The sequence below is a fragment of the Rhodococcus sp. NPDC057135 genome, from assembly GCF_042670865.1.
Taxonomy (GTDB): domain Bacteria; phylum Actinomycetota; class Actinomycetes; order Mycobacteriales; family Mycobacteriaceae; genus Rhodococcus_F.
This window is the reverse complement of sequence record NZ_JBHUUU010000007.1, coordinates 95,373-107,431: the sequence shown is the minus strand read 5'-3', so window position 1 is coordinate 107,431 and position 12,059 is coordinate 95,373. Positions and strand designations below refer to the sequence as shown.

13 protein-coding genes are annotated in these 12,059 nt (G+C 62.2%); 6 read left to right on the top strand and 7 right to left on the bottom strand.

The window, feature by feature from the left end; translation table 11 throughout:
* The first annotated feature begins 5 nt into the window (after positions 1-5).
* The 3 genes from ACFT1A_RS15195 (at position 6) to ACFT1A_RS15185 (ending at position 3,157) form a co-directional block, all read left to right on the top strand.
* Complete coding sequence (locus ACFT1A_RS15195) at positions 6-1,748, top strand: glycerol-3-phosphate dehydrogenase/oxidase (RefSeq protein WP_378447677.1); 1,743 nt, start codon at positions 6-8, stop codon at positions 1,746-1,748.
* Between the two features lie 99 nt (positions 1,749-1,847).
* Positions 1,848-2,390, top strand: coding sequence for a hypothetical protein (locus ACFT1A_RS15190; protein ID WP_041814839.1), 543 nt, complete (start codon positions 1,848-1,850; stop codon positions 2,388-2,390).
* Between the two features lie 50 nt (positions 2,391-2,440).
* Positions 2,441-3,157, top strand: coding sequence for a GAF and ANTAR domain-containing protein (locus ACFT1A_RS15185; RefSeq protein ID WP_378447676.1), 717 nt, complete (start codon positions 2,441-2,443; stop codon positions 3,155-3,157).
* Here the strand turns inward: ACFT1A_RS15185 and ACFT1A_RS15180 are convergent.
* Positions 3,126-4,073 carry a LysR family transcriptional regulator gene (locus tag ACFT1A_RS15180; protein ID WP_378447675.1) on the bottom strand — a complete coding sequence of 316 codons (948 nt, stop codon included), beginning with the start codon at positions 4,071-4,073 and terminating at the stop codon, positions 3,126-3,128. The two genes, ACFT1A_RS15185 and ACFT1A_RS15180, sit on opposite strands and share 32 nt — an antisense overlap.
* A gap of 153 nt (positions 4,074-4,226) precedes the next feature.
* On the opposite strand from ACFT1A_RS15180, the gene ACFT1A_RS15175 reads away from it, so the two are divergent.
* Together ACFT1A_RS15175 and ACFT1A_RS15170 are read left to right on the top strand one after the other, a co-directional pair.
* Entirely contained in the window at positions 4,227-5,603 is a 1,377-nt protein-coding gene (locus tag ACFT1A_RS15175; RefSeq protein ID WP_378447674.1) for an MFS transporter, read from the top strand.
* Complete coding sequence (locus ACFT1A_RS15170) at positions 5,600-6,343, top strand: 3-hydroxybutyrate dehydrogenase (RefSeq protein WP_378447673.1); 744 nt, start codon at positions 5,600-5,602, stop codon at positions 6,341-6,343. Before ACFT1A_RS15175 ends, ACFT1A_RS15170 begins: the two co-directional genes overlap by 4 nt.
* Positions 6,344-6,379: 36 nt before the next feature.
* On the opposite strand, the gene ACFT1A_RS15165 is transcribed toward ACFT1A_RS15170, so the two are convergent.
* From ACFT1A_RS15165 to ACFT1A_RS15145, 5 genes are all read right to left on the bottom strand, one after another.
* Positions 6,380-7,264 (bottom strand): aldo/keto reductase, encoded by an 885-nt coding sequence (locus ACFT1A_RS15165; RefSeq protein WP_378447672.1) that lies wholly within the window; start codon positions 7,262-7,264, stop codon positions 6,380-6,382.
* Between the two features lie 86 nt (positions 7,265-7,350).
* Positions 7,351-8,274, bottom strand: a complete 924-nt coding sequence (locus ACFT1A_RS15160) for a hypothetical protein (protein WP_378447671.1) — start codon at positions 8,272-8,274, stop codon at positions 7,351-7,353.
* Positions 8,264-8,914, bottom strand: a complete 651-nt coding sequence (locus ACFT1A_RS15155) for a serine/threonine protein kinase (protein ID WP_378447670.1) — start codon at positions 8,912-8,914, stop codon at positions 8,264-8,266. Before ACFT1A_RS15155 ends, ACFT1A_RS15160 begins: the two co-directional genes overlap by 11 nt.
* Positions 8,915-9,061: 147 nt before the next feature.
* Complete coding sequence (locus tag ACFT1A_RS15150) at positions 9,062-9,598, bottom strand: hypothetical protein (RefSeq protein WP_378447669.1); 537 nt, start codon at positions 9,596-9,598, stop codon at positions 9,062-9,064.
* Positions 9,599-9,615: 17 nt separating this feature from the next.
* Positions 9,616-10,557 carry an oxygenase MpaB family protein gene (locus ACFT1A_RS15145; RefSeq protein ID WP_378447668.1) on the bottom strand — a complete coding sequence of 314 codons (942 nt, stop codon included), beginning with the start codon at positions 10,555-10,557 and terminating at the stop codon, positions 9,616-9,618.
* Positions 10,558-10,661: 104 nt separating this feature from the next.
* Between ACFT1A_RS15145 and ACFT1A_RS15140 the strand changes: the two genes are divergently transcribed.
* Entirely contained in the window at positions 10,662-11,231 is a 570-nt protein-coding gene (locus ACFT1A_RS15140) for a TetR/AcrR family transcriptional regulator (protein ID WP_378447667.1), read from the top strand.
* Here the strand turns inward: ACFT1A_RS15140 and ACFT1A_RS15135 are convergent.
* Positions 11,218-12,009, bottom strand: coding sequence for a DNA-formamidopyrimidine glycosylase family protein (locus tag ACFT1A_RS15135; protein WP_378447666.1), 792 nt, complete (start codon positions 12,007-12,009; stop codon positions 11,218-11,220). The genes ACFT1A_RS15140 and ACFT1A_RS15135 overlap by 14 nt on opposite strands.
* Positions 12,010-12,059: the final 50 nt, after the last annotated feature.

The window sequence follows — 12,059 nt, the reverse complement described above, 5'->3', positions numbered from 1 at the left end:
CCGGGTTGAGTAAGCAGCAAGGTGCGCAGTTTCTCGGCCCGCAGCAGCGTGAAGCTGCTTGGGAACAACTTCAGACCGAGCAATTCGACGTCGTCGTGGTCGGTGGCGGTGTGGTCGGTGTCGGAGCTGCTCTCGATGCGGCAACCCGCGGACTCAAGGTTGCGTTGGTCGAGGCCCGTGACTACGCATCCGGCACGTCCAGTCGCTCGTCGAAGATGTTCCACGGCGGTCTCCGCTATCTCGAGCAACTCGAATTCGGCCTCGTTCGTGAGGCGTTGCGTGAGCGCGAACTCTCGCTGACCACGCTGGCGCCGCACCTGGTCAAGCCCCTGAAGTTCCTCTTCCCCTTGGCTCACCGCGTGTGGGAACGCCCGTACATGGCCGCGGGAATCTTCCTCTACGACCGGATGGGTGGCGCAAAGTCGGTCCCCTCCCAGAAGCACCTGACCCGGGCGGGCGCGCTGCGCATGTCGCCGAGCCTCAAACGCAGTTCGCTGACCGGTGGCATCCAGTACTACGACACGGTCGTCGACGATGCTCGGCACACCATGACCGTCGCACGCACCGCTGCACATTACGGCGCAGTCGTTCGAACGTCGACGCAGGTCGTGGGCTTTCTGCGCGAGGCGGACCGGGTCTCGGGAGTTCGTGTTCGCGACTGCGAAGACGGACGTACCGCCGAGGTCAAGGGGCATGTCGTCATCAACGCGACCGGTGTCTGGACGGACGAGATCCAAGCGCTCTCACGTCAGCGCGGACGGTTCCGGGTGCGGGCCTCGAAGGGCGTACACATCGTCGTCCCGCGCGATCGCATCGTCAGTGAAGCCGCCATCATCCTACGTACCGAGAAGTCGGTGCTGTTCGTCATTCCCTGGGGCAGTCACTGGATCATCGGAACCACCGACACCGACTGGAACTTGGATCTCGCCCACCCCGCGGCAACCAAAGCAGATATCGACTACATCCTCGGCCATGTGAACTCCGTCCTGGTCACGCCGTTGACGCACTCCGACATCGACGGTGTGTACGCCGGTCTGCGTCCGCTGCTCGCCGGTGAAAGCGACGAGACGTCGAAGCTTTCGCGCGAGCACGCTGTCGCCCGGGTGGCTCCCGGCCTGGTCGCCATCGCCGGAGGAAAGTACACGACGTATCGGGTGATGGCGGAAGACGCCGTCGACGTGGCTGCAGAAGACATTCCGGCGCGAGTGGCGTCGTCGATCACGGAGAAGGTACCGCTCGTCGGTGCCGACGGATACTTCGCACTGGTCAACCAGACGATGCAATTGGGTGAGCAGTACGGCTTGCATCCGTATCGCGTCAAGCACCTGCTCGACCGGTACGGGTCGCTCATCACCGAGGTCCTCGAACTCGGCCGGCAGACGCCGGAGTTGTTGCAGCCCATCACGGATGCGCCCGACTACCTACAGGTCGAAGCTGTGTACGCGGCTGCAGCCGAGGGGGCACTGCACCTCGACGACATCCTGGCCCGCCGCATGCGCATCGCCATCGAATATCCGCATCGCGGTATCAACTGCGCGCAGCAGGTCGCCGGCTTGGTGGCCCCGATTCTCGGTTGGGATGCCGCCACCGTCGAACGCGAGGTCGACACGTATCGAGCGCGCGTCGAAGCGGAAATCGAGTCTCAGACCCAACCGGACGACGAGTCGGCCGACGCCTTGCGCGCCGCAGCGCCGGAGTCGAGGGCCGAGATCCTCGAGCCTGTCGTCGTGGTGCCGGATCGGGTTTGAGTCGCCTGTCGTTTGTTCTCGGTCCGCCGTGGGTAGACGGGTGTCGAATCACCACCCGTGTCAGCACAGACCGGTCGAGCGTCGCCCAGGAGGATCCCAATGTTCGGTAATCGGTCGCGATCTGCTGAGGAACACATAGCTACCGGCTATCTGGTCACTCATCTGTGCGGGGCGATGGTGGGGCTGCAGCTCTCGCGGTCGCTCTCGGACTCGTACGGCGCCTGGGCTGACGGTGAGCTGGATTCGTTGCCGGGCGAGCTCGAGTACGAGATCGAACAGCTGCTCCAACTGATCGAGGACACGCAGGGCATATCGCTGCCGCGGTACTCGAAGATCGACGCGACGGTCAATCGGATCAGACGTCTCGTCCACGTCGACGCCATCTGGCGCAACCGCCTCGTGAAGTTGGCAACACTCGAGATCATGCGGACCGCTCTGTGTGGCAAGAGTGCGATGTGGGAGGTCCTGCGAGACATTCCGGCCGGGGAGACGGAGGAGCAGTACCGCGAGCTCAACGACCTGGTATCCAAGCAGATCACCACCGTGACGGCTCTGCATCACCGCGCAGCCACGGAAGCTTTTCAGGGGACGGACGGCCGGGAATCGGCGAGCGGCGGCGACCCCATCCGGTCGAGTAAGTAAGGTTTGTACCGTTCGATGAAGAATTCGATGAACGGTAGACCCCGAGGTGTATGGAGATGGCTGAGCGCGACCAAGCACTGACAGATCCCAAGGCAGTGTTCGCGGCGTTGGCGGAGATCCTGTACTCCGCAACAGAGAGCGCCGAGGTGTACTCCGCGATTTGTTCGGCGGCCGTCGAGTTGATTCCCGGTTGCGATCACGCAAGCCTGATGCTGCGACGGGGAAACACCAACGTCACGGTAGCGGCAAGCGACCAGATTGCCGAGTACGCAGACGATCTCGAGCGGGCCACGGGGGAGGGGCCGTGCATCGACGCCCTCGACACGGAGGCGCCGCAACTCGAATCGGACCTTCGCACACCGAGTCAGTGGCCTGAATTCGCTCGGAAAGTAGTGGCGGAGACACCCATTCGCGGATCGATGGGGTTCCGACTGATGGTCGATCGTCAGAAGTTCGGTGCCCTCAACCTCTTCTCGGATACTCCGGGGGCTTTCACGGAATCCGCTGCCGACCACGCGATCATGTTGGCGTCGTTTGCGTCCGTGGCAGTCACCGCGCTCACGCGAGGCGAGGATGCCAATTCGCTGCGGCGCGGTCTGGCCAGCAGTCGAGAAATCGGTCAGGCAGTCGGTCTGTTGATGGGACTACATCGTGTGTCCGACGACGAGGCCTTCGACATTCTGGTGCGAACCTCGCAGAACATGAACGTCAAGATCGCCGAGTTGGCACGTAAGGTCATCGTTCAGCATCGTTCGACTCTCGACTGAGCGCTTCGTTCGTCCGGGGCGAGCCGAGTAGTTGAGATCGCTTGCGATCCACAGTCTCTCGGAGAGTCGTCACCACAGCCGCCACTTCCGGGCGTCGCAGAGATTCCGAACGGACCACCAACCAGTAGGAAAGTCTGACCTCGATGTGAGCCGGTAGCACGCGAATCAAATCGTCGTGCTGCTCGGCCATGAAGCAGGGGAGCAGGCCGATGCCTGCGCCGGCCCGCGTTGCCTCGATGTGCACGAACACGTTGGTGGACGTGACGGCTTCTCTCATCGAGACCGTGAGCTTGCGAGCCAGATCGAGTTCGTCGACCTGCAGCATCGAGTCGATGAAGTACACGAGCGAGTGATCGGCCAGATCTGCGGCACTCTCGGGAACAGCATTCTGACGTAGATAGTCTCGGGATGCGTACAAACCCAGCGCATAGTCGGCCAGATGGACTGCCTCGGCGCGGTGAACTTGAGGCTTGCCGACCACAACCTCGATGTCGAGCCCCGAGCGTATCTGTGACGCCTTTCTGGTTGCGACAACTATCTCCACGCTGACACGGGGATGGCGTCTGCGAACCGCTGCGCCTGCGGGGGCCGCGATGTAAGCGCTGAAGCCGTCGGTGGCCGAGACCCGCACGACGCCGTCGAGTTGCTGCTGACCGGTGGAGTCGAGTGCCAGTTCGTTCACTGCGGCCTCGATGCGCTCGGCTGCGCTGAGGGCGTGTCTGCCCAGGTCGGTCAACTCCCAGCCGCCGGACGAGCGAACCAGGACACGGCCGCCGAGGCTCTTCTCGAGCGAGGCGATGCGGCGCGAGATAGTGGTGTGATTGAGGCCCAAGTCGTCGGCGGCGGTGTTGAAGCGCCCGGTGCGACCGACCGCGAGAAGCACCAGTAGGTCGTCTGGGCTCAGTCCGAGAGTCATATCTGCATTTTTGCACCTATATGGTGCGGGATTTGTCATTGTCGTGCCAAGAATCTGCACCGATACTCATCGAGTCACAAAAAATGTGCGAGCGGTCACATTCCTGATCGTGAAGAGCAGGCGAATCGCGAACTGAAGACGAGGGAGTCCACGATGAGCGTCGACAACATGCCGAAGCCCGAAAGCCAAGCCCCACCATCGGGGCTGAAGAAGGTGGTCGGCGCCTCGATGGCGGGCACCGTGGTCGAGTGGTACGAGTTCTTTCTGTACGGCACGGCGGCCACGCTGGTCTTCAGCAAGGTCTTCTTTCCCGGCGGCGGCAATGAGCTGGATGCGATCATCGCGGCTTTCATCACCTACGCCGTCGGATTCGCCGCCCGGCCACTCGGTGGGATCGTCTTCGGATACTTCGGAGACAAGTTCGGCCGGAAGCAGTTGCTGCAGTTCAGTTTGCTGCTGGTCGGTGCCGCGACATTCCTGATGGGCTGTCTGCCCACCTACGGTCAGATCGGTTACTGGGCACCGGCACTCCTGGTCACGCTGCGCTTCATTCAAGGATTTGCAGTGGGCGGTGAATGGGGTGGGGCGGTACTCCTTGTCGCCGAGCACAGCCCGAATCGATCTCGCGGGTTCTGGTCGTCCTGGCCTCAGGCCGGCGTGCCGATGGGCAACCTGGTCGCGACGGTTGTGCTGTTGATCCTGACGTCGACGCTCTCGGACGAATCGTTCATGAGTTGGGGTTGGCGCGTGGCCTTCTGGCTCTCCGCGGTCATCGTTCTGGTCGGGTACTACGTTCGGACCAAGGTCACCGACGCTCCCATTTTCATCGCGGCACAGAAGGAAGCAGAACTGGTCAAGGCAACCTCGTACAGTGTTTTCGAGGTGGTCAAGCGCTACCCGCGTGGAGTGCTGACCGCGATGGGCCTGCGTTTCGCCGAGAACGTCATGTACTACCTCGTGGTGACCTTCTCGATCACCTATCTCAAGGTCGTCGTCCATGCGGACACGGCGCACATTCTCTGGTGGATGCTGATGGCACACGCCGTACACTTCGCGGTGATCCCGTTGGTAGGCAAGCTATCCGACACGATCGGTCGACGCCCGGTGTACATGATCGGCGCCGTCACAGCCGGAACGTGGGGATTCTTCGCCTTCCCGATGATGAACAGCGGACACAACGCCGTCATCCTGTCGGCAATCATCATCGGACTCGTCTTCCACGCCTTCATGTACGCCGGACAACCCGCGATCATGGCCGAGATGTTCCCGACCCGGATGCGCTATTCCGGTGTCTCCCTGGGGTATCAGGTGACTTCGATCGTCGCCGGCTCGCTGGCTCCGATCATCGCAACAGCACTACTGAGCAAGTTCGACTCCTCGGTGCCCATCGCGATCTATCTGCTGCTGGCCTCCCTGGTCACCATCGTCGCAGTCATTTTCGCGCGTGAGACCAAAGGAATCTCGCTCGAATCCGTCGACGCCGCTGACGCCCGTGTTCTCGCCAACGAGCGGGCCGGTGTTCCCGCGTGACGCTCTCTGGCAAATCGGCACTGGTCACCGGTGGTGCGAGTGGGATCGGCGAGGCTTGTGTACGGATGCTCGCTGCCCGCGGCGCCCACGTCACCGTCGCTGATCTCGACGACGTCGCAGCGAAGGCGCTGGCCGAGGAGATCGACGGCACCGCATGGGCCGTCGATCTCCTCGACACCGACCAACTCGTAGATCTGGCGCTCGAGACGGACATCCTTGTCAACAATGCAGGTATTCAACGGGTCAGTCCCATCGAGGATTTCGACGTCGAAGACTTCCGGAAGATCCAGCGCCTCATGGTCGAAGCGCCGTTCCTCCTCGCTCGGTCCGTTCTGCCGTACATGTACCGCAACGGTTTCGGCCGCATCGTGAACATTTCCTCGGTCCACGGGCTCCGTGCTTCGGCATTCAAGAGTGCGTACGTCACGGCCAAGCACGGACTCGAAGGGTTGTCGAAAGTTGTTGCACTCGAAGGCGCCTCGCACGGCGTCACCAGCAACTGCGTCAATCCTGGCTACGTCCTGACGCCCCTCGTACAATCCCAGATTGCCGACCAGGCAAAGGTTCACGGCATCAGTGAATCCGAGGTGGTCGAGAAGGTGATGCTCACCGAGAGCGCGATCAAACGGATGGTCGAACCTGCGGAGGTGGCATCGCTGGTGGGATGGCTGACGTCGACCGAGGCGTCGATGGTGACGGGGGCGTCGTACACCATCGACGGTGGGTGGAGCGCCAGCTGAACCACTCAGGCTGCTGAGTTGTTCAGGCTGCCGGGTTCAGGCTTCGGGGATCTCGATTCCGAACTTCTCGCGGGTGATGACCTCGGGCTCGGGACCGCCGCGCACTCCGGTGTCGAGTGCGTCGATTGCGGAGAGTTCTTCGGCGGTGAGTTCGAAGTCGAATACGTCGAAGTTCTCCGCGATGCGTGAGGGAGTCACCGACTTGGGGATCACCTGGCGGCCTTGCTGAAGGTGCCAGCGCAGCATCACCTGCGCGGGAGACTTGCCGTGAGCGGCCGCGATCGCGCCGATGGTGGCGTCTTCGAGAGTCGAACCGTGGGACCCGTCGCGGTAGAACGTGATTCCGCCGATCGGTGACCATGCCTGCGACAGAATGCCGTGATCGGCGTCGGCCTCGAGCAAGGCCGACTGCCTGAAGTACGGATGGACCTCGATCTGGTTGACCGCCGGCACCACGGACGTTGCGCCCAAGAGTCGGGTGAGGTGGTCCGGCATGAAGTTACTGACTCCGATGGCACGGACCTTGCCGTCTGCCAGCAGCGTTTCCAGTGCCTTGTACGCGTCGATGGTGCGTTCGAACTCGCTCGGCAAGGCTTGGTGGAGGATGAGGAGGTCAAGGTGTTCGACACCGAGCTTGCCTGCGCTCTTGTCGAAGGCGTGCAGAGTCTCGTCGTATCCGTAGTCGGTGATCCAGACTTTCGTTTCCACGAAGATCTCGTCGCGATCGAGGCCGGATCGCCGGATCGCCTCACCGACGCCCTTCTCGTTGCCGTAGGCCGCAGCAGTGTCGATGTGGCGATAACCCGTCGACAGCGCGGACTCGACGGCGGCGACTGTTTCGTCCGGCGGTGTCTGGTAGACGCCGAAGCCCAACGCCGGAATGTCGAGACCGTTGTTCAGTTTCAGACTCGGAATGCTCATGTCGTCCACGGTAGCGGCGGCCGGGGGTTCCGCGGGAGTGACTGCTCAGCCGGGTAACGGCAGTACCTCCCTCAACAGGCAGGCATTCAATTCGGTTGGCAGGTACCGCCGATCGGTAGCGCCTGCGCTCGTTCACCTACCCAGCGGCCGATGTCGTTGAGCATCGCAGTACCGTCGGCGAAGGTGCCCGAGTCCGGCTTGGCTGCGATGGCGACAGCGAGTTGTCCGGTGCCGCTGTTGATGATCCCGAATTGGCGTACCAGATAGCCGCCGTCGGTGTCCGGACCCCACCCGCCCTTGAAGCGAGCGGCAGGAATCACTCCTAATCCCCACTGTTGGTCTGGGCTGATGCTGCCCATGAGTTCGAAGACTTCGGCGGCGTCGCTCCGGCAGGGCAGGGTGGCGGCGAATTGTGCTTGGACGGCAAGCGACCATTGTGTCTGGCCGAACGAGCTGAATTCTGGTCGTAGCGTGCGTGATTCCACAGCAGTGGACGCATCTCCCGAGGCTTCGAGGACTGACTCGACCTTCGCTGCAGCAGTTGCCGGATCGCCGAGATCGCGCCACAGTTCCTCGGCTGATTCGTTGTCGGAGGTTGTGACCGCCCGTTCGACCGCGGCGAGTTGTGTGTTGTCGGTTTCATGGAGGGCCGCGATGGACAGTGGGACTTTGATGGTGGACCAGGCGGCTCCGCTGTGCCACTCGCCGGCAACGAGTGACTGACCGCCGCCGACCGGAACGAGGGCGATACCCACCGCGCCGCCGAGGGTGTTGCTCAGGGCGTCGAACCCGGCGAGCGGCCCGACATCGTTTCCCGGGGCGCCGGGCGTCTCCGTCGGCTCCGGTGGAACGACAACGATCTCGGTGATCGTCTCGACCTTCTCCGACGACTCGGCCCGCGTCGGAATCGTGCAACCGGCGAGGGCTGCCGCAGAAACCGCGGCGAGTGCAACCGCCAGGAGGCGTCTGCGCGTCCCGCTACCAGCTCCGACGCGCTGCTCAATAGACATAGACCACCGCATTGTTTCCACCGGTACACGTGATGACCTTGGTGCCGACACAGTCCATCGAGTACCGAGTTCCCGTGACCGGACTGACCGCGCTGATGGAGACCGGGCCGCCGCGTCGGCCCTGGCTCACATACTGGTAGCGCACTTCTTCGGCGAACTCACACGACGTCACGCTGGTGCCGACGGCGGACGTTGTGAATTCACTGTTCGAGAACACTGATCCACAACGCGCTGCGTTGGCGGGAACCGACTCGTTGGGCGCGGGTGTGACGACGCCGTTTTGTGGCGCGGCCGCAGGTGAGGTGATCACCACGGTTTCCGTGCGCGCGGTGTTCTTGTCGGAATTGTCGTTCAGGACAAGGGGGAGCACCCAAACGAAAACCACGACGGCAACGAGTGCGACTGTGACAACTCCCAGGAGGACCCACAGCCAGGCATACGACTTCGGTGGCCGGGGCGGCATCGGCGAATACCCGGCGCCTTGACCGTATGCGGGCCGTGGCGGAGTGTAGGCCGGCTGATGTCCGGAGTACGGCGCGTGACCAGGTGTGACGCCTGGTGGTGGAGGAGGGGGTGGAGGGAGAGGTGTCGTGCGGTTGGGGTCGTTGTTCCAGGGATATGGCGATTGCGGTGTCGTCATTTCGGGCTGCTCCTCTGCCTACTGGATAGAAGTGGGCCGAGTTAGTCGTCGATCACCTCACATCGAAATTTCCGATTGCTAGGTTTCTGCGAATTGCCCGTCTTATTTATATACGACCGGTCTGACTTCTTTTGCTCTTGTGGCTCGTCAGTGCGTGAGCACTATCTTCAATCCGACGATCAGAGTTGCGACGGTGGCCAGGGCAAAGGCCGCGAGGTGTGTGCTGGTACCGACTTTCTCACCGTGAAGTCGGCTGATCACGTAACTGGTGGACCCGATGCGCAGGATCAAGACGATTTCCGCGATCAACTGCGCCGTCCGCGGTTCCAGGATGTTGAACCACGCCGTCGCGAGAATGACGACAGGAACAACCGCGGAGGTGAGGATCGGGACGGAATCGCGAAGCGAGTCGATTCTTTCCGCGGTGGTGAGGCGGCGGTCGTTGCGAATGCTCTCGCCGACGCTCTCCGCGAATGTGTGGGCGATATACGTCGACAATGCCGTGCCGACCACGATCGCGGCGCCCAGCGATTCCTGAGATTTCGTCACCGGTATGAGTGCGGCGAGGACAAGAATGTTGCCGTAGATGTACGCGGTGGTCCTCGCCGCCACACGTTCTTGTCCCAGCGGTGAACCGTGAGACGTGATCGGCCGGTTCAGCAGGGTTCGCAGGTCCCACTCCATGCTCAGAGCATGGCAGATCAGACCCTCGGGCTGTAGTGCATCGGATTATCTCGCTGTTCGAGCGAGGGCAGATTGCGCGCCGGCGTGTGGACCAGTGGTGCCTCGGCAGGGATCCGGCCGCTCGCTCGGTCCCATCCTGCGCGAGCGCGTGGCTGATACCGGTATCGCCACGGCACCAATCGGAAGACGGCGTTGACGCTTCGCCCGACAGTGGTGTGAATTCTCTGATCTCGGCTACTCCACGAGTAACCGAGAAGGTCGCGAACAGGTTGGTCGTACATGCCCACCGTCAGCCACACGAATCCGCGTGCGAGGGGAATCCGCGCGAGTCGCCACAACGGATCGGGAAGCCAGGTCATGTACGGGGGCTTTCCGAGACCGGACAGGTCGAGGACGTCGCGGGTTGCCTTGTTGTCTTCGAGTACGTTGCGGCACATGTGGTCCCAGTACTCCTGAAATGCTTCCCAGGTCTCGGGAACCGGGCGCATGCTCATTCCGTACAGGCGATACCACTGAATGTGTTCGGTGAAGAGCTGTCGTTTCTGGGCCTCGGTCAAGCCACCGGAGAAGTTGTCGGCCGTGACGATGGTGCCCATGAAGAACGTTGCGTGCGCCCAGTAGAAGGTGTCGGGATCGAGGGCGTGGTATCGGCGCCCCAACTTGTCGACGCCCTTGATTCGTGTGTGATATCCGCGGACTTCTTCGGCTGTCTGCTGCGCGCGATCGCCGTCGAACACCACGCCCGCAATGGGATACAGCGAGCGGTACAGTCGTTCCCAGCGCTCGTCGAAGAACTGCGAGTGCTCCTCGACGCCGGCGCCGAGCCCTGGATGCATGTTCTGCATCGAACCGGCCCAGACGCCTTGGAGCATCCCGCGCCAGTCGCCGAAATACTTCCAGGTCAGGGAATCCGGACCGAGAGGAACCGGGGTGCTGCTGTCATCAAGTTGACTACGCATGTTGTCAGATTAGGATCGACAACAGCGGTAGTCAAGGATCGAATACCGGTTGAAATCGAATTCCGGTTGCATCGAAGAACAAGTGTCGGCGAAGTGGGGAAGTTGTGAGCATCGAAGAACGCAGGGCCACTCGAAAGGCGACGTTGTTCGACGTCGGAGTGACACTGCTCGGTGCGGTCGACGGTCCGGCCGTCAACGTGCGTGCGGTCTGCAAGGCCGCCGGTCTGACCGAGCGGTATTTCTACGAGAGTTTCACCGATCGTGATCAGTACGTCGTCGCGGTCCACACATTCGTTGCCGAGCGCGCGCAGTCGGCGCTTGCCGCGGCAGTGGAGTCGGAGACGACATCCGAGGCCGTCGCCACGGCTGCGGTCGACGCTTTCGTCAAGCTCATGGTCGACGATCCGGCTATGGGGCGAGTACTTCTGATCGCTCCGCTCTCCGAACCTGTCTTGAGTGGACGCGGTATCGAATCGATGCCGGCGTTCGTGGATCTGGTGTACGACCAGTTGTCCGAGATAGCTGATCCGGTGGACAAGCAATTGGTGGCAGTCGGACTGGTCGGGGCGTTGTTCACGCTGTTCATCGGTTACCTCGACGGCACGATCGTGGTAGACCGCGAACGATTTGTCCGCCACTGCGTCAGGCTGCTGATCAACGCTAATCAGGCGTGAACGGCTGGCACGCAGGGCAGAAGAAGATATTTCGCTCGGTGAGCTGATCCGGTCCCAGGGTGTCTTCTCTGATGCGGGTTCCGCATCGGCGGCACGGTTTTCCGCGCCTGCCGTACACCCATGTCTGCCTACCTGGACGGGTGTCGCCGGTCGTGACCCGGATGCGACGCGCCTTGTTGACGTTGATGGTGCGGAACGACAAGTCCACTATCGCGTCGAGATTTCCGGCGAGGCGCGTCGGTGTTTTCGGGTGAATGCCTCGTAGGAAGCAGATCTCGTTGCGGTACACGTTGCCCAGCCCGGCCATTACCCGCTGATCCAGGAGCGCAATTCCGATCGGTTCGGAGTCTGCAGCGCGAAGATTCTGGGCGGCCACGGAACTGTCCCAGTCGGGCCCGAGCAGGTCCGGTCCGAGATGCCCGACAGCCTCTTGTTCCTGCCCGAGTTCGAGGATCTCGGTAATTCCCAGTGAAAAGCCCACTGCTACAGAGTCTTCGGTGGCCAAGATGATGCGTGCTTGATGGGCGGGTCTGCGCCAGCGCTCGCCGGGGCGATAAATCTGCCACTGACCTTCCATTTTCAGATGCGTGTGAATTGACGCCTCGCCCACTCGGATCAGGAGATGCTTTCCGCGGCTGGCGACGGAATCCACGCGATGGCCCGACAGATCAACGGTGGCATAACGAGGAACGCGGACGTCGCAGGTGGTGAGTACCTTCTCGGCTAGGGCCGCTCGCAGTTCGTTGGCAGCCCGCCACACGGTATCGCCCTCAGGCATGGTCGCCGCTCCCACACTTCAGGATCTCTACTGCCACGATCTCAATCATC

Bases quoted from the DNA above. Each gene is read 5' to 3' on its own strand.
- ACFT1A_RS15190 (WP_041814839.1), top strand. From the start codon at position 1,848: ATGTTCGGTAATCGGTCGCGATCTGCTGAGGAACACATAGCTACCGGC.
- ACFT1A_RS15185 (WP_378447676.1), top strand. From the start codon at position 2,441: ATGGAGATGGCTGAGCGCGACCAAGCACTGACAGATCCCAAGGCAGTG.
- ACFT1A_RS15180 (WP_378447675.1), bottom strand. From the start codon at position 4,073: ATGACTCTCGGACTGAGCCCAGACGACCTACTGGTGCTTCTCGCGGTC.
- ACFT1A_RS15175 (WP_378447674.1), top strand. From the start codon at position 4,227: ATGAGCGTCGACAACATGCCGAAGCCCGAAAGCCAAGCCCCACCATCG.
- ACFT1A_RS15165 (WP_378447672.1), bottom strand. From the start codon at position 7,264: ATGAGCATTCCGAGTCTGAAACTGAACAACGGTCTCGACATTCCGGCG.
- ACFT1A_RS15160 (WP_378447671.1), bottom strand. From the start codon at position 8,274: ATGTCTATTGAGCAGCGCGTCGGAGCTGGTAGCGGGACGCGCAGACGC.
- ACFT1A_RS15155 (WP_378447670.1), bottom strand. From the start codon at position 8,914: ATGACGACACCGCAATCGCCATATCCCTGGAACAACGACCCCAACCGC.
- ACFT1A_RS15150 (WP_378447669.1), bottom strand. From the start codon at position 9,598: ATGGAGTGGGACCTGCGAACCCTGCTGAACCGGCCGATCACGTCTCAC.
- ACFT1A_RS15145 (WP_378447668.1), bottom strand. From the start codon at position 10,557: ATGCGTAGTCAACTTGATGACAGCAGCACCCCGGTTCCTCTCGGTCCG.
- ACFT1A_RS15135 (WP_378447666.1), bottom strand. From the start codon at position 12,009: ATGCCTGAGGGCGATACCGTGTGGCGGGCTGCCAACGAACTGCGAGCG.